The sequence below is a fragment of the Paracidovorax valerianellae genome, assembly GCF_900102625.1.
GTDB lineage: Bacteria > Pseudomonadota > Gammaproteobacteria > Burkholderiales > Burkholderiaceae_C > Paracidovorax > Paracidovorax valerianellae.
In genome coordinates this window covers 43,762-63,605 of record NZ_FMZC01000014.1, presented here as the reverse complement: position 1 = coordinate 63,605, position 19,844 = coordinate 43,762, and the positions used below count along the sequence as shown (strand labels likewise).

17 protein-coding genes are annotated in these 19,844 nt (G+C 65.9%); 8 read left to right on the top strand and 9 right to left on the bottom strand.

Going from position 1 to position 19,844, the window contains the following annotated elements:
• Positions 1 to 33: 33 nt before the first annotated feature.
• Both BLT03_RS18840 and BLT03_RS18835 read right to left on the bottom strand, forming a co-directional pair.
• Entirely contained in the window at positions 34 to 1,332 is a 1,299-nt protein-coding gene (locus tag BLT03_RS18840) for a TRAP transporter large permease (RefSeq protein ID WP_092745302.1), read from the bottom strand.
• Positions 1,329 to 1,886, bottom strand: coding sequence for a TRAP transporter small permease (locus tag BLT03_RS18835; protein WP_092745375.1), 558 nt, complete (start codon positions 1,884 to 1,886; stop codon positions 1,329 to 1,331). The genes BLT03_RS18840 and BLT03_RS18835 overlap by 4 nt, the downstream gene beginning before the upstream one ends.
• A gap of 198 nt (positions 1,887 to 2,084) precedes the next feature.
• Here BLT03_RS18835 and BLT03_RS18830 point away from each other — a divergent pair, with 198 nt between their 5' ends.
• From BLT03_RS18830 to BLT03_RS18800, 7 genes are all read left to right on the top strand, one after another.
• Entirely contained in the window at positions 2,085 to 3,023 is a 939-nt protein-coding gene (locus BLT03_RS18830; RefSeq protein ID WP_092745374.1) for a LysR substrate-binding domain-containing protein, read from the top strand.
• A 186-nt stretch (positions 3,024 to 3,209) separates the two neighbouring features.
• Positions 3,210 to 4,100 (top strand): amino acid ABC transporter substrate-binding protein, encoded by an 891-nt coding sequence (locus BLT03_RS18825; protein WP_092745301.1) that lies wholly within the window; start codon positions 3,210 to 3,212, stop codon positions 4,098 to 4,100.
• 121 nt (positions 4,101 to 4,221) lie between these two features.
• The gene (locus BLT03_RS18820) at positions 4,222 to 5,124 is read left to right on the top strand and encodes an amino acid ABC transporter substrate-binding protein (protein ID WP_092745300.1); all 903 of its coding nucleotides are present in this window, start codon (positions 4,222 to 4,224) and stop codon (positions 5,122 to 5,124) included.
• Positions 5,125 to 5,247: 123 nt separating this feature from the next.
• Positions 5,248 to 5,976, top strand: a complete 729-nt coding sequence (locus BLT03_RS18815) for an amino acid ABC transporter permease (RefSeq protein ID WP_092745299.1) — start codon at positions 5,248 to 5,250, stop codon at positions 5,974 to 5,976.
• Position 5,977: 1 nt separating this feature from the next.
• On the top strand, positions 5,978 to 6,670 hold the full coding sequence (locus BLT03_RS18810) for an amino acid ABC transporter permease (RefSeq protein ID WP_092745298.1): 693 nt from the start codon (positions 5,978 to 5,980) through the stop codon (positions 6,668 to 6,670).
• A 23-nt stretch (positions 6,671 to 6,693) separates the two neighbouring features.
• On the top strand, positions 6,694 to 7,431 hold the full coding sequence (locus tag BLT03_RS18805; protein WP_092745297.1) for an amino acid ABC transporter ATP-binding protein: 738 nt from the start codon (positions 6,694 to 6,696) through the stop codon (positions 7,429 to 7,431).
• Between the two features lie 175 nt (positions 7,432 to 7,606).
• Entirely contained in the window at positions 7,607 to 8,170 is a 564-nt protein-coding gene (locus BLT03_RS18800) for a hypothetical protein (protein WP_092745296.1), read from the top strand.
• Positions 8,171 to 8,238: 68 nt separating this feature from the next.
• Here BLT03_RS18800 and BLT03_RS18795 read toward each other — a convergent pair whose 3' ends face one another.
• Positions 8,239 to 10,866, bottom strand: coding sequence for a glucose/quinate/shikimate family membrane-bound PQQ-dependent dehydrogenase (locus BLT03_RS18795; RefSeq protein ID WP_092745295.1), 2,628 nt, complete (start codon positions 10,864 to 10,866; stop codon positions 8,239 to 8,241).
• Between the two features lie 318 nt (positions 10,867 to 11,184).
• Between BLT03_RS18795 and BLT03_RS18790 the strand changes: the two genes are divergently transcribed.
• Positions 11,185 to 12,147: a tripartite tricarboxylate transporter substrate binding protein gene (locus BLT03_RS18790; protein ID WP_092745294.1), complete on the top strand. Its 963-nt coding sequence runs from the start codon at positions 11,185 to 11,187 to the stop codon at positions 12,145 to 12,147.
• A 149-nt stretch (positions 12,148 to 12,296) separates the two neighbouring features.
• Here BLT03_RS18790 and BLT03_RS18785 read toward each other — a convergent pair whose 3' ends face one another.
• The 6 genes from BLT03_RS18785 to BLT03_RS18760 all read right to left on the bottom strand — a co-directional run bounded on the left by BLT03_RS18785 (position 12,297) and on the right by BLT03_RS18760 (position 19,824).
• Positions 12,297 to 13,154 (bottom strand): HAD-IIB family hydrolase, encoded by an 858-nt coding sequence (locus tag BLT03_RS18785; protein WP_092745293.1) that lies wholly within the window; start codon positions 13,152 to 13,154, stop codon positions 12,297 to 12,299.
• Positions 13,155 to 13,244: 90 nt separating this feature from the next.
• Complete coding sequence (locus tag BLT03_RS18780) at positions 13,245 to 15,107, bottom strand: hypothetical protein (protein WP_245711458.1); 1,863 nt, start codon at positions 15,105 to 15,107, stop codon at positions 13,245 to 13,247.
• An 83-nt stretch (positions 15,108 to 15,190) separates the two neighbouring features.
• Entirely contained in the window at positions 15,191 to 16,999 is a 1,809-nt protein-coding gene (locus tag BLT03_RS18775; RefSeq protein WP_092745291.1) for a glycosyltransferase family protein, read from the bottom strand.
• Positions 16,996 to 18,009 carry a glycosyltransferase family 2 protein gene (locus tag BLT03_RS18770; RefSeq protein WP_434802414.1) on the bottom strand — a complete coding sequence of 338 codons (1,014 nt, stop codon included), beginning with the start codon at positions 18,007 to 18,009 and terminating at the stop codon, positions 16,996 to 16,998. Before BLT03_RS18770 ends, BLT03_RS18775 begins: the two co-directional genes overlap by 4 nt.
• A complete protein-coding gene (locus BLT03_RS18765; RefSeq protein WP_092745289.1) occupies positions 18,006 to 18,359 on the bottom strand; it encodes a DMT family transporter in 354 nt (117 codons plus the stop codon). Before BLT03_RS18765 ends, BLT03_RS18770 begins: the two co-directional genes overlap by 4 nt.
• A 22-nt stretch (positions 18,360 to 18,381) precedes the next feature.
• Positions 18,382 to 19,824, bottom strand: coding sequence for a hypothetical protein (locus tag BLT03_RS18760; protein WP_245711457.1), 1,443 nt, complete (start codon positions 19,822 to 19,824; stop codon positions 18,382 to 18,384).
• Positions 19,825 to 19,844 lie beyond the last annotated feature (20 nt).

Below are 19,844 nucleotides of genomic sequence, written 5' to 3'. Positions count from 1 at the left end.
CTGGTTCTCGGTGAAAAAGGGTGGGGCGGACGGTCAGTAGCCCAGGCGGGCCGGCAGCCACAGCGCCAATTGCGGGAAGGCGATGACCAGCACCATGACGACGAACATCGCCAGCAGCATGGGCCCGACCCAGCGCACGGTGGACTCCATGCGCACGCCGGCGATGCGGCACGACACCATCAGGTTCACGGCCAGCGGCGGCGTGAACTGGCCCAGGGCGACCTTGAGCGTGAGGATGACGCCGAACCACACCGGGTCCCACTGGTAGTGCTGCATGATGGGCAGCAGCAGCGGCACGAAGATGAGGAAGATCGAAATGCCGTCCAGGAACATGCCCACCGTGATGAGCAGCAGGATCAGGAGCGCCATCACGCCATATTCGCCCAGCCCCGAGTTCACGATGGCCTTGGCCACCGGGTCGATCACGCCCAGCGTGGACAGAGAGAACGCGAAGATGCCGGCCAGCGACACCACCAGCAGAATCACGGCCGACAGCTCGCCGGCCTCGCGCAGGATGGGGAACAGGTCGCGCACCTTGATGGTCCGGTGGATGCACATACCCACGAACAGGCCATAGAAAACGGCCACCACGGCGGCCTCGGTGGGCGTGAACCAGCCCGCCCGCATGCCGCCCAGGATCAGCACCGGCGCGGCCAGGCCCCAGGACGCATCGCGCAGGCTGCGCCAGAACGGCGGGCGTGGCATGGAGGATTCGAGCGCACCCATCTTGTGCCGGCGCGATAGCCATACGGCGGGCACGATCAGCGCGATGCCCGCGAGCACGCCGGGAATCATGCCGGCCGCGAACAGTGCGGGCACCGAGGCGCCCGGCACCAGCACCGAATAGATGATGAACGCGACCGACGGCGGAATCAGGATGTCGGTGGCCGCCGCGGCGCCCACCACGCTCGCCGAGAACGAACCGGGATAGCCGGCGCGCGACATGGCCGCGATCATCACGCCGCCCACGGCCGCAGCATTGGCCGGGCCCGAACCCGAAATCCCGCCCAGGAACATCGCCACGGCGATGGCGACCAGCGGCAGCATGCCCGGCCCGCGGCCCACGATGGCGACGGCGAAGTTCACGAGCCGCAGCGCCACGCCGGAGCGGTCGAAGATCGAGCCCACGAGCACGAACATCGGAATGGCCAGCAGCGGGTATTTGCCCAGGCCGGCGTAGAAGTTCTGCGGCACGGCGAGCAGGCCGAACCACTGGCTGTCGGCATTGGCCAGCGCGATGGCGGTTACGCCCGCCAGGCCCAGGGCCGCGCCGATCGGCACGCCCACGAACATCATGGCGAGGAACGCCACGAACAACAGGGTCGCGATCATTTGGCGGTGTCCTGCAGGCCCGCCGACGGCGCCGAGCGGCCCCGGCGGATGAACAGTCCCACCGCGCGCCAGGTGATCAGCGCGGACAACAGCGGCAGCCATACCGAGTACCACCACTGCGGCACGCCGATGCCGGGGGATGTCTCGCCGAAGCGGTAGTCGTCCCACACCACGCGCACGCTCAGCACGGCGATCACGCCGAACAGCAGCGCCACCATCAGCGCCCCGAAGCGCGCCAGGCCATGCCGGCGCGCGGCCGAGCCGCCTTCGGCGAACCATTCGATGCGGATGTGCTGGTCGCGCGCGACGGCGGCGGAGCCCGCCACCAGCGCCAGCACGATCATCAGGAAGACCGAGATCTCTTCGGTCCAGGCGAACGAGGAATTCGTGAAATAGCGCACCAGCACGTTCGCGAAGGTGATGAGGGCCAGGGCCGCCATCACGATGACGGTGAGCCAGTCTTCGATGCGCAGGGAACGGGGGGTATCGTCGTCGGTCTTGGCAGCGGGTGCGGTGCCATGGGGCGAAGGCCCGGACGGGGGAGGTAGGGACATGAAAGGCAGAGGGTCGGTGAGATCGAACAACGTGGCGATGCGGTCACTCTGCCCACCAGCCTTGTGCGCCAGGGGCCCGGACGGGGCGGCGCTTGGAACGCCGAAGCCATTTTGCAAGCAAACGTGGCAGGGTCCGGTGCAGGGTTTCCCCAGGGCGGTGTGAACAAGGGACATGCGCCCGCCCCGATAATGCGCGCCATGGAAACCAAGTGGCTCGAGGATTTCGTCAGCCTCGCGGAAACGCGCAGCTTCAGCCGGTCGGCGCAGTTGCGCCATGTGACCCAGCCGGCGTTTTCGCGCCGCATCCAGGCGCTGGAGGCCTGGGCCGGCACCGATCTGGTGGACCGCAGCTCCTACCCGACCCGCCTCACCCCCGCGGGCAAGACCCTCTACGAGGAGGCGCTGGAGATGCTGCAGGCCATGCAGAACACCCGCGCCATGCTGCGGGCCCACACCAGCGCGGGCAAGGACATGATCGAGTTCGCGGTGCCCCACACCCTGGCGTTCACGTTCTTTCCCGCATGGCTTTCGAGCCTGCGTGAGCGCTTCGGGCCGGTCAAGAGCCGCCTGATCGCGCTCAACGTGCACGACGCGGTGCTGCGCCTGGTGGAAGGCGGGTGCGATCTGCTGATCGCCTATCACCATCCCTCGCAGCCGTTCCAGCTCGATGCCGACCGCTATGAAATGGTGACGCTGGGCCAGGAAATCCTGTCGCCGTATTCGCGCGCCGATGCGGACGGCCGGCCGCTGTTCAGCCTGCCGGGCCGGGCCGGCGAGCCGCTGCCCTATCTGGGGTACGCGCCCGGGGCGTATCTGGGCCGCGTGACGGAATTGATCCTCAAACAATCGGGCACGGCCATTCACCTGGACCGGGTCTACGAGACCGACATGGCCGAGGGCCTCAAGGCCATGGCGGTGGAGGGCCACGGGGTCGCCTTCCTGCCGCACAGCGCCGTCAAGAAGGAACTCCGCTCGCGCCGCCTGGTGAGCGCTGCGCCCTCTGGCGTGGAGGATCTGCAGATGGCCATGGAGGTGCGGGCCTACCGCGAGAAGCCTTCCGGCAAGGAGCCGTCCAAAGGCATCGTGCAGTCGCTCTGGACTTATCTGCAAGCCCACAGTACGGACAAGCCCCTTTGACGCGGCGGGCACGTTATGTGTCAATTGCATAATTCCACAGCGCAATTGGCATTGGAAAGACTATGTGTCGGGACGTACATTCCGTCCCGGCGTCCGGAGCGAAGTGCAAAAGCCTTCGCCCAACAGAGAGGCCCGGCCTGGCACAGTGTTTGCTCAGGTTAGAACTTCCGAACTTTGAGACAAGCCATGAAAACATTCCGCTGGAAGCCCATTGGGGTCGCCGCAGCCTTGTGCTGGTGGGGCATGGCTGTTTCTGCCCAGGGTGTTCTCGACCGCGTCTCGGCGGGCGGCAAGCTGGTTCTGGCTTACCGCGAATCCTCGGTGCCGTTTTCGTATGTTGAGGGCGGCAAGCCCATCGGCTACGCGGTGGACCTGTGCCAGCGGATCGCTGAGGTCGTTCGCAAGAAGACCGGCCGCAAGGACATGGAAGTCGATTTCGTGCCGGTCACATCGGCCAACCGCCTCGAAACCATCGAAAAAGGCCGCGCCGACATGGAGTGCGGCTCCACCACCAACAATGCCGAGCGGCGCCAGGCCGTGGCGTTCACCGTGCCGCATTTCATCACCGGTGCCCGCCTGCTGGTGCCAGCCCAGAGCAATGTGGACCGCATCGAAGACCTGAGCGGCAAGAAGCTCGTCTCGACCAAGGGCACCACGCCGCTCAAGGCCGCCCAGCAGATCAACCGCGAGCGCCTGCTGCAGATCAATGTCATCGAAGCGCCGGACCACGCCAAGGCCGTCGAGATGGTGGAAAAGGGCGAGGCCGATGCCTTCGCCATGGACGATGTGCTGCTGTACGGCCTGGCCTCCAACCGCCCCAATCCTGCCGCGCTCAAGGTGGTCGGCAAGTTCATCACCACCGAGCCGCTGGCCATCATGCTGCCCAAGAACGATCCCGCGTTCAAGAAGCTGGTGGACGACGAAATGCGCCGCCTGATCACCAGCCGCGAGATCTATCCCATCTACGACAAGTGGTTCGCGCAGCCCATCCCGCCGTCCAACCGCGCGCTCAATCTTCCCGTGAGCTATCTGTTGAGGGATTTCTGGAGATATCCCACCGACCAGGTTCCGTTTTGAGCAAGGTTTGTCGCCGCGCTCGCCCGATGTTCCGGGTATTCGGCATGGTGGCGAATTCCGCCCTGTGCCACTATCTAGAATGATTCTTTCCCTCGTATCCGTAAGTTCTTAGGAGATCCTGATGAAGAAACATTTGCTGGCAGTCGCCATCACCGCCCTGGCCGCAGGCAGCGCTTTCGCGCAAGCCAACGACACACTGGCCAAGATCAAGGCCTCCGGCACGATCACCGAAGGCGTGCGCGAATCTTCCGGTCTTTCGTACACCCTGGGTGACGGCAAGTACACGGGCTTTCACTACGATGTTTGCGCCAAGGTCATCGCCGACGTGCAAAAGCAGCTCGGCCTGTCCAAGCTGGAAGTCAAGTACCAGCCCGTGACGTCGCAAAACCGCATTCCGCTGGTGCAAAACGGCACGGTGGACATCGAGTGCGGCTCCACTACCAACAACGCGGCCCGCCAGAAGGACGTCGCCTTCGCGGTCACGACCTATGTCGAAGAAGTGCGCATCGCCGTCAAGGCCGATTCGGGCATCACCGGCATCAAGGACCTGAACGGCAAGAACATCGCCACGACCACCGGCACCACCTCGGTGCAGACGCTGCGCAAGAACAAGCGCGCCGAAGGCCTGACGTTCAAGGAAGTGTTCGGCAAGGACCACTCCGACAGCTTCCTGCTGCTGGAATCCGGCCGCGCCGACGCGTTCATCATGGACGGCTCGATCCTTGCATCCAACATCGCCAAGTCCAAGAGCCCCAACGATTTCAAGATCGTCGGCGAAGTGCTGAGCGTGGAACCCATCGCCATCATGATCCGCAAGGACGACGCTGCCTTCAAGAAGGCCGTGGACGACAGCATCAAGGCGCAGATCAAGTCCGGCGACATGGCCAAGCTGTATGACAAGTGGTTCATGCAACCCGTGCCACCGAACAACGTGAAGATCGGCCTGCCAGTGAGCGAAGCGACCAAGGCCGCTTGGGCGAACCCCAACGACAAGCCCATGGAAGAGTACGCCACCAAGGAATGAGCGCCACGGCGCCCGCCTGCATCAAACGCCCACCGCCCGGTGGGCGTTTGTTTGTTTCCCCGGCAGGGATGCCCGGGATGGGGCGCCAAGTTTGAAGACAACGAGATTTGAGAAGGATTTCCCATGGGATCAAATTGGGATTGGCAAGTCTTCCTGCAGGACCCGGGAGGTGAATACCCGACCTACCTCCAGTGGATGCTTTCTGCATGGGGCTGGACGGTGTCGGTGGCCTTGCTGGCACTGGTGATCGCGCTGGTGATGGGCTCGCTCATCGGCACGCTGCGCACGCTGCCGGACAACAAGGTGCTGGTCGGCTTCGGCAACGCGTGGGTCGAGCTGTTCCGGAACATTCCGCTGCTCGTGCAGATTTTTCTGTGGTACCACGTGCTGCCCGCGATCTTTCCGGTGCTCAAGGGCGTCTCGGGCTTCATCCTCGTGGTGCTGGCGCTGGGCTTCTTCACGTCGGCACGGATCGCCGAGCAGGTGAGGGCGGGCATTCAGGCGCTGCCGCGCGGCCAGCGCTACGCTGGCATGGCCATGGGCTTCACGACCGTGCAGTACTACCGCTACGTGCTGCTGCCGATGGCGTTTCGCATCATCATTCCGCCGCTCACGAGCGAGACGATGAACATCTTCAAGAACTCGTCCGTGGCCTTCGCCGTGTCGGTGGCCGAACTGACGATGTTCGCCATGCAGGCGCAGGAAGAGACCTCGCGGGGCATCGAAATCTACCTGGCAGTGACCGGCCTGTACGTGGTCTCGGCCTTCGCCATCAACCGCATCATGGCCTTCATCGAAAAGCGCACGCGGGTGCCGGGCCTGATCGTGTCCAGTGGCTCAGGAGGTCACTGACATGATGAATCTCGACCTTTCCTTCTATAGCTGGGACATCATCAGCAAGTTCGTCGTCAAGGGCTTTTACTTCAGCATCATGCTGACGTTGATCGCCACGATCGGCGGCATCTTGCTGGGCACCGTGCTGGCGCTGATGCGCCTGTCGGGCAAGAAGTGGCTGGATGCGCCCGCCACGTTCTACGTCAACGGCATGCGCAGCATTCCGCTGGTGATGGTGATCCTGTGGTTCTTCCTGCTGGTGCCGGCCTCGTTCTACGCGGCCCTTCCCGGCGGCATCGGAACGAGTTACCGGTCCGAGCTGTCGGCGGTGATCACCTTCATCGCCTTCGAAGCCGCTTACTTCAGCGAAATCATGCGCGCCGGGATCCAGTCGATCTCGCGCGGGCAGGTGTTCGCAGGCCAGGCGCTGGGGATGACGTACGGCCAGAACATGAAGCTCGTGATCCTGCCGCAGGCGTTCCGCAACATGCTGCCGGTGCTGCTCACGCAGACCATCATCCTGTTCCAGGACACTTCGCTGGTCTACGCCATCGGCGCCTACGACATGCTCAAGGGCTTCGAGACGGCGGGCAAGAACTATGGTCGGCCGATCGAGGCCTATCTGCTGGCGGCTGTCGTGTACTTTGTGATGTGCTTTGCACTGTCCTGGTTCGTGAAGCGCCTGCACCGGAAAATCGCCATCATCCGCTGAGCGGAAAGAGTGAGGAAAAAGCAATGATTGAAATGAAGAACGTCTCGAAGTGGTACGGCAGCTTCCAGGTGCTGACCGACTGCTCCACTTCCATCCAGAAGGGCGAGGTCGTGGTGGTGTGCGGCCCCTCGGGTTCCGGCAAGTCCACGCTGATCAAGACCATCAACGCGCTCGAGCCCTTCCAGAAGGGCGAGATCTTCGTGGACGGCATCGCCGTGCACGACCCGAAGACCAACCTGCCCAAGCTGCGCAGCCGCGTGGGCATGGTGTTCCAGCACTTCGAACTGTTCCCCCACCTGTCGGTGACCGAGAACCTGACGATCGCGCAGGTCAAGGTGCTGGGCCGGGGCGCGGACGAAGCCAAGAAGCGCGGCCTCAAGATGCTGGACCGCGTGGGCCTGTCGGCGCACAAGGACAAGTTTCCGGGCCAGCTGTCGGGCGGCCAGCAGCAGCGTGTGGCCATTGCACGCGCTCTGTCGATGGACCCCATCGTGATGCTGTTCGACGAGCCGACTTCGGCGCTCGACCCCGAAATGGTGGGCGAAGTGCTGGACGTGATGGTGGGTCTCGCCAACGAAGGCATGACCATGATGTGCGTGACCCACGAAATGGGCTTTGCCCGCAAGGTCAGCAACCGCGTGATCTTCATGGACGTGGGCGGCAAGATCCTGGAGGACTGCTCCAAGGACGACTTCTTCAACAACCCGGACGCCCGCCAGCCGCGCACCAAGGACTTCCTCAACAAGATCCTGCAGCACTGATCGATCCGCTGCGTCGGGCCTTTTTGACAGGCCAGAGAGAAAGCGCCCTTCGGGGCGCTTTTTTCATGGGCGTTCGGGAGGCTGTGGCGCAACAATGGGGCGCAGCCGTGAACCAGTCCTGCCCCGGATTCCCTGAGCCACCCGCGCTGCTGCCCCGCTCCTCCTTACCTCCGCCATGCCCCTGCCCGACGATTCCCGTCCTGACGATGCCCCGGCCGCCCGTGCTGCCGGTAGTCCGGGCACGGCTGCCGGCGCGCAGTGGCAGGTCGTGCATGTGCACCCTTCGGCCCCGTCGCAGCCGGCCGAAGGCGCGCCTTGCAACGGCTGCGGCCTGTGCTGCCTGGCCGAACCCTGTCCGCTGGGCATGCTGGTATCGCGCCGGCGCACCGGCCCCTGCGCTGCGCTGCGATGGCATGAGGAAGGGTTGGAAGGGGTGGAGACGTTGGGAGAAGGTTCGAGGTCGAGCTGCAGCAGCGTGCCGACGCGGGTGCCAGTGTCAGGCGGTGCGGTGGCCGGCCCGGGCGCTGAACGGGGCCCTGCAGCCTCGGCCGGCCGCTATGTCTGCGGCATGGTGGACGATCCCGGCGAGGTCACCGGGTGGCGCAGCGCCTGGGCGGTGGGCCTCATGCGCGCGCTGGCCCGGCGCTGGATTGCGGCGGGCATCGGCTGCGATGCGCCGCCGCTGAGGCCGCCGACTCAGGACGGAGGTGCTGGCAATGGCCCTGCCGGTTCACTATAAAATTAATAGCAGTACACCGGTGTATTGATTGCGCTGGAGGCCTTTTTGGTGCTTGAAGCCAAAGCCCCTCAGCTGCGGGGCAGTGCGTACGCGATCAGCCAGTCGCCCGTGCGGGTGCCCAGGGAGCCATGGCCGCCCGCCGCCACCACGATGTATTGGCGCCCGTCCGCGCCGGTGTAGGTCATCGGCGTGGCCTGGCCGCCAGCGGGAAGCCGGCTCTTCCACAGTTCCTTGCCGTTGGCGACGTCGTAGGCCCGCACGTAGTAGTCGAGCGTGCCCGAGAGGAACGCCACCCCGCCGGCCGTGGTCACCGGGCCGCCCAGGTTGGGCACGCCCATCTTGAATGGCACGGGCACGGGAGCCAGGTCGCGCACGGTGCCGTTCTTGTGCTTCCACACGATCTTGCCCGTGGTCAGGTCGGCGCCGGCCACATAGCCCCAGGGCGGCGCCTGGCAGGGAATGCCCAGCACCGAGACGAAGGGCTTGAGCCGCACGGCGAACGGTGCACCGACGTTTTCGTTCAGCGCGGGCAGCATGCCGTGCGGGGGCGCGCCGCCGGGCTGGACGAGCAGCGTCGTCTCATCGTTGCGCGGGATCAACTGCGAGGTGAAGGCCAGGTACGTGGGCGTGGTGAACGCCATCTCGCGCTGCGGGTCCACGGCCACGCCGCCCCAGTTGAACACCCCGAAGTTGCCCGGATAGACCAGCGTGCCGCGCGTGGAGGGCGGTGTGAACCGGCCTTCGAAGCGGAGCTTTTCGAACGCGATGCGGCACATCAGCTGGTCGAACAGGGTGACGCCCCACATGTCCGCGCCGGTGAGCGGCGGCGGGTCGAACGACAGGGCCGACTTGGGCTGGGTGGGCGCGGTGCGGTCGCCTTCGGCGGCGCCCTGCGGTGCGGGCTCTTCGGTCACCGGCAGGATGGGGTTGCCGGTGCGGCGGTCGAGCACGAACACTTCGCCCTGCTTGGTGGGCTGTACCAGCGCGGGCACGCGCTCGCCCTTCACCGTCAGGTCCACCAGGCTGGGCTGGGCAGGCACGTCGTAGTCCCACAGGTCGTGGTGCACGGTCTGGAAGTGCCACCGCACGCGGCCGGTGGCCAGCTCCAGCGCCACGACGGAGGACGAATAGCGCTCCACCTCGGGGCTGCGCCGGCCGCCCCACTGGTCGGGCGGCTGGTTGCCCATGGGCACGTAGACCAGGCCCAGGGTTTCGTCCACGCTGGAAATCGACCAGCTGTTGGGTGAATTGGCCGTGTACGTTTCGCCCGGCCCGATGGGCGCGGTGGCTTCGGGCTTGGCCGAGTCCCAGTTCCACACCAGCGCGCCGGTGCGCACGTTGTAGGCCCGGATCACGCCCGACTGTTCCTTGGTGGACGCGTTGTCCAGCACGGTGCCGCCGATGATGATGAGATCGCGCGTGACCACCGCGGGCGAGGTGGAGTAGTACGCGCCGGGGCGCTTGTTGGGCATGCCGGCCCACAGGTCGATCTGCCCGGTGCCGTTGCCGAAGTCGCTGCACAGCGAGCCGGTGCGCGGGTCCAGCGCCAGCAGCCGGCCGTCCGCCGTGGGCATGAACAGGCGGCCTTCGCAGGTCACGGTGTTGAGGCTCGCGGCGGCTGGGACAGGAGTGGCGGGCGCTGCAGGTGCCTGCGGGGCGGAAGCGGCCGAGGCAACCGCGGTCGATGCAGGCGCAGAGGTAGAGGCCGAGGCAGAAGTGGATGCAGCGTCACCAATGGGCGCAGCCGCCATTGCGGGGTCGGTGCTGGTGCCGCCTGCCGAACTGGTAGTAGCGGTGGCAGTGATAGCAGCGGGGGCGGCGCCGGCTGCCGGCTCCGGTGGCTGGTACGACAGGCCCCGGCAGGTCAGATGCTGCAGCGCCAGTTCGCCCTGGCCTTTGATCTGCGTGTCGTAGCGCCAGACCTGCGCGCCGGTGGTCGCGTCGAGGGCGATCACCGACTGGTGCGGCGTGCACAGGTACAGCCGGTTGCCGATCTTGAGCGGGGTGACCTCGAACGTGGTTTCCTGCGGGTCGCCGGGCTTTCCGCGCACGTCGCCGGTGCGGAACTGCCACGCGACCTCCAGGCCGCGCACGTTGTCGGGGGTGATCTGGCCGAGCGGAGAGTAGCGCTGCCCTGCGCCCGTGCGGCCGTAGGCGTGCCACTCGCCGGCGGGAATGCCGCCGTCGCCCGCGCCGGCACTCGCGGACGGGGAAGGGGCAGTTGCGGCCGCAGGCGCCGTGGCCGCCTGCGCTTCGAACGCCCCGGGAATGTCATGCGCGTCGTGGAACCATGAGGCCACCGCCACCACGAAGAACGCGGCCAGCGAGGCCCCCAGCGCCCGGCGCGGCCCGCGGGGCGATGCCGCCACCATCAAGCCGCGTGAGACCGCCGGCGTGAGCAACAGCAGCCCCAGCACGAAGAACACGTCGCCGCGCGCTGCCAGCGGCCACCAGTCGAGCCCCGCCTCCCACAGCGACCATACGAGGGTGACGAGCACCAGAGCGGCATACACCCAGAGCGCGGCAGGGTTGCGCTGGGCCAGCATCCACCCCGCCAGCAGCGTTGCCAGGCCGGCGGGCAGGTAGTACCACGATCCCCCCAGCGCGATCAGCCAGACCCCGCCGACCCCGATGGCCAGGCCGATCACGACGAGGAGCAGCCCGATGAAGACGGGTGCGTGGCGTTGGTTGGGCATGACGGTTCCTCTTGAAACGGCTGCTCCCGGCAACGGCCGTCGAGCCGGATGCGCGGGTTTTGGGAAGCTGGATGAGCGTCACGCCGATCGCGTGCGCCGGGATGAAGGTACGCGGGCGCTTGCTGTGGGCGTGTCGGTTCCGCGCGTCGGCCCCTGTAGGACGAGGGAGCCTGGGCGCCAGGCGGTGCCAGCGCCGCAACCCCGCCTTGGCGCGCATGACGCGTGGGTGACAGCGTCTCAGGGTTTACGGCCTGCAAGGCCAGGGCGAGCTGCGATGCAATGGCGGCTGCCTAATTTGTTTGCGAGAACCGTTCGATCATGCAGCGCCGTCATCTCATGCAGCTCGGGGCCGCGGCCCTGGCCGCTCCCGCCCTCACCGCCCGTGCCCAATCCTTTCCCGCCAAGCCCATCAAGCTGGTGATCGCCTTCCCGGCGGGCGGCCCCACCGACATCACCATGCGTGCCCTGGCCGACAGCGCCGGCAAGGCGCTCGGCCAGCCCGTCATCATCGACAACAAGCCCGGTGCCGGCGGTACGCTGCCCGCGCAGCTGCTGCAGTCCTCGGCCCCCGACGGCTACACCGTGGCGCAGATTCCGCTGGGCGTGTTCCGGCTGCCCTACACCACCAAGATCAACTGGGACCCGGTCAAGGACATCACCTACGTGCTGAACGTGACGGGCTACGCCTTCGGCGTGGTGGTGCCGGCCGATTCGCCGTTCAAGACCTGGGCGGATTTCGTGGCCTATGCCAAGGCCAACCCCGGCAGGCTCAGCTACGGCTCCACCGGCACGCTCACCAGCCCGCACCTGACCATGGAATTGGCTGCGCAGCAGCTGGGCATCCAATTGCTGCATGTGCCCTACAAGGGCAGTGCCGACCTGATGCAGGCCATCATGGGCGGGCAGCTCATGGCGGCGGCCGACTCCACGGGTTTCGCGCCGCAGGTCGAGGCCGGCAAGCTGCGCGTGCTGAACACCTGGGGCGCGGAGCGCCTGGCCAAGTTCCCCGATGCACCCACGCTCAAGGAACTGGGCATCGACGTGGTCCAGAACTCGCCCTTCGGCATCGGCGCCCCCAAGGGAACGCCGCCCGATGTGGTCAAGCGGCTGCACGACGCGTTCAAGCAGGCCATGGAGCAGGAAAGCTACCGCACGGCGCTGGCCCGCTACGACATGGTGCCGATCTACATGGACAGCGCGAGCTACCGCCAGTTCGCCCAGGACACCTTCGCGCGCGAGAAGGCCCTGGTGGAAAAGCTGGGCCTGGGCAAGCCGCAGTAATCGTTCGTGGGGGTGCGGTGCGGTGGTGCGTTGGCCGGCACGGCGCCGGCCTGCGCCCTGCGGCTTCGGTGGGGCCGTGCCTTACCGATGGCAAGGCCGTGGCAAACTGCGTTTTGCTATTAAAAACATAGCTGCCACCGCAATATTCTCTAAGGCAGAGGGCCGATTTCTTTCAAAATCGCCCGTGCGACCTCGGCAAACCCGGCACCGCGCTCGCCCGGCGTGACGTAGCGGGGCCGATGGCGCAGTTGCGGCACGAAGCGCGCGATGTTCGCCACCCCCACGCTGTGCGCGAAGCGCTCGAACATCAGCTGGTCGTTGGTGGAGTCGCCCACGTACACCCAGCGGTCCATTTCGGCGTCCAGATCGCGCCCCAGCAACTTGCGCACGATCCAGCGCGCGCCTTCCAGCTTGTTGTGGTCGCCGAACCAGCCGTTGATGTGGATGCTGCTCACCGTGGCATGCATGCCCGCCGCGCGCATGCGCTCCACCACCTGGTCGATGGTGGCCTGCGGCAGGTGCACGAACTCGCTGTGGTCGATGGCGATGTCGCACTCTCGCCCGGCCGAGTCGGTGGCGCGGCGCGCCCCTGGCACCTCGTGTTCGATTTGCGCCAGCACGGCCTGCATGCGGGCGTAGTTCCGTGCCCGGGTCTCGGCATCCTGTTGATATAGTTTTGATAGCGCACTACCGTCGTTCTGATTGCGCTGGAGGGTGTTTTGACCATGATCGGCCACCAGCGCGACGGCGCCGTTTTCCGCCACGATGGCGTCCACCGGCCAAGCCGCGGCAAAGGGCTTGCTCCAGCCCACGGGGCGCCCGGTGATCGGGATCACGTGCAGGCCCGCCGCCCTCAGGCTCGCGATGGCCGCCAGCGCATCGCCGGTGATGGCGCCCTCGGTAGTGAGCGTGTCGTCGATGTCGGTGAACACCCCGGCAATCGCCGGTGGCGGCTGCCACGCGGCCAGGGGCTGGAGTGTTTCGTGGTCGGTGGAAGGCAAGGGCATGTCGGGAAACGAAGGTGCGGGAGGTCGTGAGGTCGTCAGATGGCCCAACGTGAGGCCGGAGCGACAGCGTTGGCTGCCGCGATCGATGGCTCAGCGCTTGGCGAACTCGATGATCGCCTTGTAGAAGCGGTCGGAGCCGTCCTTGGTGTTGTCCGGTCCCAGTTCCATGCGATTCACGCCGTTCTCGGCGCTGCCCTTGAACCGGTTCGGAATCACCGAGAAGTAGTACGGGCTGATGAAGCGCGCGCCGCCGGTGTAGTGCGACTGCATGGCAGCCAGGTGGGCGCCGTCGCGCTTCCACTGCTGCGGATTGAATTCGGGCACGCCGTAGTCGGCGATCTTGCGTTCGGCCAGGAACCCGCGCACCCAGTCGCTGTCAGTGGCGCCGCCATACAGGTTGATGCCGTGCTTCCAGGGCATGGAGCCTTGCAGGGTCTGGTCGGCCGCGAAAAGCTGGGGGTTCCACGACGAATTCACGTTGGGCACGATCTGGTGCGAGTAGAGCTTTTCGGCCGGCAGGCCCTCGCCGAGGGCGATGCGGTAGAACTCGTCCAATTGACGTGACACCTGCTGCTCCCGGTAACGGTTCCAGTCGCGCGCGAGGGGGTTGAAAAGCACGCCTTGCTGGGGCTTGGGCAGGTCGAGCCATGAGCGAACGCCGGGAAGCGCACTTACAGACTTCAGGCCAAACACCTGCGGCGGACGCTTGTTGGGAAGTGCGGCGCGACGGTCCCGCGGCATGACGGTGAACTCGGTCTGCGCCACTTCAAACCGCGCGCCGCCCACACGCGCCACGATCTGCGCCAGATGCTTGCCCGGGGGCAGGACGCTGAAATCCACATCGGTGCGAAAGCCGACATTCGGCGTAGTGACCACGTCGAGCGCCCGATACACATCCAGTCGGTTGAGGCTTCGTGCGACCGGCCCGACATAGCGGGCATCCAGGTACAGGTCGAGCCCGGTCAAACGGCTTTCTGGATCCCAAAGCCAACCCGAGAGGGGGAGTGTGCCGTCGGCAAAGGCGTCGTAGTGCTTTCCCTGGCGAGTCGCTGGTTCGCGGCTAGCGTCGTGCGAGGGCGCTGCTACGGCGTCGAATGCTGAATAGGCGGTTCCAACCTGTTGATTGAGCGCTGCAATGGTGCCGTACTGTTTGGCCAGATAGGCCTGAAAGCCGGCCACCGATGCTGGGCTGTAGTCAGTGGTCCGGATGTCTTGGTAGGCACCCATGCCGTGTTCGAAATCAGGAAACAAGTGGTGCAGCTCGCCCGCGAGCGTGATGGCGACGATGCGCTGCTGCTGATCAGCAGGCAATGCCTTGATACGGCGCGCGACATAGCGAAGTGCCTCGTATCGATAACGGTTCACCGGAATGGAGGCGTCCGTCTCGAGCGTATAGGGCGTGATGCGATAGCCGAAATAGCCCAGTTCCAACGGCTTGCCCCCTGGCAACTGCATGAGGTTGCGCGGGTCTTTTTCCAACTCGATGGTCAGTGGGCCGGTGGAGTCGAAGTGGTCACCTGCCAGATACAGCACGACAGGCCGCTTCACATCGGCCACTAGTTGCAGGAATTCGTCAACCTTGGAGGTGTCGATTTCCCAGCCTGCGGCAGTTTTGCGGTACAGCGCGAGCAATTGCAGTGTCGCCGTGAAGCCAATCTGCACCTGCCCACGGGGTCCGCCGGGTTCCAGCGTATCGAGCAGCCGGTTGATCGCCGCAGCGCCAGTGCGCTTGCGCGCGTGGCACAGTTCGATGGCCGCGTCGTAGGTCTTTGTTCCTGGGTCGTTGGCGGCCTCGTCGCATACCATCGTTCCAACGATCGTCGGGGCGACGATGAACGGGGCACGTTCCACAGCAGGTGCGGGCGAAGACGCAGGGACGGTATCTGCGTGTGCGGCGGCTCCCCACAGCGGCAGAGCCATCACTAGAAACCGGCAAGCGTGAAAAAAGCGCATGGCTGAGCGTCCGTTGGAAGAGAACCGCGAAGCCCTGCTCAGTCGAGCCGGGGCGATCCCGCATGAAAGGTGGGGCGCAACCCCTAAGGGGCCGCGAGCGCTTTTTCCCGGTAAAAACGTCCAGGGCTCGCTTCGTACAGGGCCAGTTCTCCGAATTGCATGCGGGTGCCTGGCTTGCAGTCGAATTCAAGCGTCAATCGGCCGGGCGGCCCGGGTATCAGCAGCGGCATCGTGCCCCAGGTGATGTCCTGCCCCGCTTTGAGTCCATCCAGGCGCACCAGGCTGGACCGTGCGGCGCCGTCGGGCCGGGTATAGCCGACCCAGAGGCGCTGACACTGGCCTTGCAGGTGCTGCAGCGGCAATCGAATGATGGAAATGCCATCCATCTTGAACGCCTTCGCACGCCACTCGATCAAGGCTTTCCCTGACTCCAAGCTCGCCTCGACTGTGAACGGGTCACCGTCCCACCCGTGCGTCTGGACCGTATCGGGCTCTGCCGTCTGCAGTAACACGGGGTGTCCCAGGCTCAGATTGGGCATGACGGGAGCGCTGACGCGAGCGTGATACGCGCCGAGCGCGATGCCTGCCACGATGGTGGCGAGGGCACCGCCCAAAGCCACGTTCCGCCGCGGCTGGCGCCATAAAAGCGCCACTCCCTGGGCGGCGATCAGCACGAACAGAATGTCGAGCGCGCTGATGCTGTAGCGCGGGTTGTAGAGCACCGGCACGTGCACCGCGCACTGGTAGGCGGCGGCACCGGCCAGCATCCACCCCATCAGGTGCCGCCGCGCACCCCATACGCCCAGGCAGGCGAGGAGCACCAGCACTACGCGCCAGGACCTGTCGTTCATGACATGGCGGTCCAGGTGTGCTCGGCTGAAGAACAGCACGGCACCGAGCTTTTGCACGTACATCTGTGCCAGCACAGGGAAGGGCGTCTCCCGCAGCATGGTTTTGGCGACGGCCATCAGGCGGCGGTCGCCCTCGATGGACAGGTGGCCATGGCCATCCGTCACCGTTGACTCGTCATGCACCATCCCAAAATAAGGCGGCTCGTAGCCGGACAGCACGGGATTGCTACCGAAGTACAGCGCCGCGCCCGTACCAGTAGCGATCATCGGCCGGCCGAACTCTTCGTTTTGCCGCGCCATGTAAGCGCCCACCAAGGCCAGCGCGATCAGGTGCACTGCCGCGATGCGCACGGCTGCGCCGCGCTGGGCGCCCTGCAGCTTGCGAGAGGCGATGAAGAAAGCTATCACGGCAAACGGCAGCCAGTACATGTAGGTGGCGCGGGTGAGGGTGGCGGCGCCCAGGGCCAGCCCGCCCAGCACCACGGCGGCGATGCGCCAGCGCGCGGCGCTTTTGCCGGGCGCCGTGTCCGCGGCGTAGGCAGTGGCCCAGATCCACACCGCGACGAGGAACACGAAGGGTGCCTCGCCCATGAGCACGGCGCCGGCTTCCACCAGCATGTGGGGCAGCACGAACAGCCATGCCGCAGCGGCGGCGGCGACGCGGCCCCCGATCTTGCGTGCGGCGTCGAACGTGAGCACCAGCGCCACGAGCGAGATCGCAAGGTTCGCCGCCTTGACGGCGAGCGGGTCCGCCCCGGACAGCGCCATGTAGACGACCGCGCCAGGGGCCACCTTGAGCATCGCCGGGTCGCCGAACAGCTCGGCCGCATCTTCCAGCAATTGCCGCGCGAGCGGCAGATAGGTGTGCAGCGAGTCGAATGGAATCTCCACCCGCGTGAGCACTTCCACCGTGCGCGCGGCATAGAAGATGAGGGGCACGATCAGGCCCCAAATCATCCATTGCAGGGTCGCACGTTCAGCGGGCGAGAAGGTTTGGCCGGTATGAAACTGCGCGTTCGCGTGGGCGGGATGGGCGCTCATGGCGTCGAGTCTCCAGGCAGATCCTTCAAGCCGTCCAGATCGTCCGGCCGCAGATAGGTGCTCAGGGGTTCAGTGGGCACGCTGCCCACGTCGTAGTGCAGAAACGCCACCAGGAACTGGATGCCGATGAGCACCGGCAACGCCGCCAGCATGACCGTGCCGCTGGTTGCAGGGTGGGTGCCGTAGGCGCTGTTGATCCAGTGCATTGCTCCGAAGAGGCCGCCCGCCAGCAGCAGCAGCATGCCGAAGATGCTGTAAATCGAGCCGACGTTGAAGTCGCGCACGAAATAGCTGTACACGTAGCGGCGGGCCAGGCGCGAGGCGTGTTTCTTCAAAAATTCGGGCAGCACCTTGCCGATCTTGAGGTTCGACTCCTCGTCCGCGTACACGGCGTCCATGGGCACGTCGCGCACCACCGCCCGCAGCGTGTTCAGGCGGAACAGCATGTCGGTTTCGAAGAAATAGCGGCGCTCCAGCTTGTCCAGCGGAAGCTCGCGCAGCACGCTGGTGTGGATGGCGGTGTAGCCGTTCGTCGGGTCCATGATGGGCCAGTAGCCGCAGCTGAGCTTGGTCATGAACGACAGCACCGCGTTGCCGAACAGGCGCATGGCCGGCATGCCGCGCACCGATTCGGGCCGAAAGAAGCGGTTGCCTTTGGTGTAGTCGGCCCGGCCGTCCTGGATGGGGCGAACGAACAGCGGCAACAGGCGGGGGTTCATCTGGCCGTCGCCGTCGATCTTGACCACGATGTGCATGCCGTCAAGCACCGCCTGCCGGTAGGCGGTCACCACCGCGCCGCCAACGCCCTGGTTTTCCGGGTTGAAGAGCACCTGCACGCGCGGATCGGTGCAGTGCTGCTGGATGAAGGCGCCGCTACCGTCGGGGCAGGCATCGTCCACCGCGTAGATGCGCGAGACGCTGGCCGGAATGGTGCGGATCACCTCCAGCACGTGCTGCGTGACCTTGTAGCAGGGAATGGCGACGGCGATGGTCATTGGTGGCTGCGTCATGCGGAAGCCCTCCCGGCCACGGCGATGCCCGCCAGGATCAGCGCGCCGCCGATGAAGGTCTGCAGGTGCAGCGGCTCCTTCAGAAAGAACCACCCCATCGCCGGCACGATCAGGAACGCCAGCCCCATGAACGGGTACGCCAGGTGCAGCGGCGCACTGCGCAGCACCCAGATCCACAGCAGCGTGGTCACGCCGTAGAGCGCCAGCGCCACGATGAGCCAGCCGTTGAAGATCCAGTCGGTCAGCGCCGGCTGGGCCGGCAGCATCATGGCGGCTTTCTTGAACAGCAGCTGTCCGACGGAAATGCCGAACACGCACAGGAGGGTCAGGGACGTGAGTAAAAGGGACATGGTGGGTAGCGCAGAGGGCGTGTCATGCCGACACGGGGCGGGCCGGCGCCGAGTGGCGCAGGGCGAAAGCGGGAAGCAAGGCCAGGGGCAGGGTGAAGAACGGCAGCAGGTACCGGTACTCCCCCGCCGTGGAAAGCAGAAAGATGGCTGCGAGCTGCACGGCCATGGGCAGGGCCACGATCAGCAGCGGCAGTTCGCGCCGGGCGCTGCCCCGGCGCAGCGCCCAGGCCAGCAAGAGCAGGCCGAGCCAGGGAGTCCAGAGCAGCCATCGCCAGGCATGGCTGGCTTTTTGCAAGGCGACGAAGCGGCGCTCCACGCCCCGCAAGTCGAACTGTCGAAAGACCGATTCCGCCTGCGTGCGTGACAGCACGTATGTGGAATAGGTCACTGCCGGAAAGCCCCCCTGTGCGAGCGCTGCCGCCAGGAAGACATTGACCCGGCTGCCCAAGAAGTCAGGCAGGTTCTGCCAGAGGTTGTAGCGGAAGAACTCATGCACCAGCGTCTTCTGGTCGGCCTGGGGCAAGCCTTCCACATGCGGGCCTTCGGGGTGAAAGACGAGCATGTCCCAGTACGCCGGGTCGGTGTAGGCCAGCAGGTGAGATCGCTGGCGGTAGCGGCCGAGCAACTCGGTCGTGGCCGGAGAGACCTTGGGCGTGGCCAGCACCCAGGGGTCGTTCATGTGGGGGTACTGGTCCCACAGCTGGTTCATGGCCCGGGGCTTCATGAAGTTCACCGTCTCGAAGACGACCATGGGGTAGACGGCCTCTTGCGTCCGGGAGGGGTGCAGTTGGTGGCCTGCGAACATCGCCACGCAAACCGTGCCGATCAGGGCGGCGAGCCTCCAGCGTGTGCGGCGGTCCAGCACCAGCAGCACAGCCACGGCCGGCACCAGAAAGACGATGCCGTTCGGCCGCGCGAAGGCCGCAAAGGGCAGGGTCACCGCCACCATGGCCAGCGATGCCACACCGATGGTGCGCTGGCGGGCGGCCAGCCATAGCTCGAACAGCAGTCCGCTCACTGCCACGGCAAAGATGCCGTCGGGGTAAAGCGTGCCCATGAAATAGACCATGTGCGGTGCCACGCACACCAGCACGAGCGCGACCGCGAAGCTCTTCTTCAGGCCCTGGCGCCAGTACCACGCCAGCATGCGGGCAAAGATCAGAGCGCACAGGCACAGCAAGACCGCCATGGGCACTTCCACCCGCCGCGTGCCCTCGTAGAACAGGCGAACGAAGTAATACCAGAACACCGTCTTGCCCGACCGGAAGTCGCCGCCGCGCTCCACCTCCAGCAGGATGGACACCGAGTCTTCGCCCAGGATGCCGGGCCAGAACGCCATCAACCATGTGCCGTACAGCGCCATCAAGGCGCTCCAGATCACGAGGAAAGGGGTGGCCGCCGCCCAGCCGCCACGCAGCACAACGCCTGCGCGGGGAACGGAAGAGGAAGGCAGCGTCGCTCCCACGGGCAGTGGAGGGCGTGCCC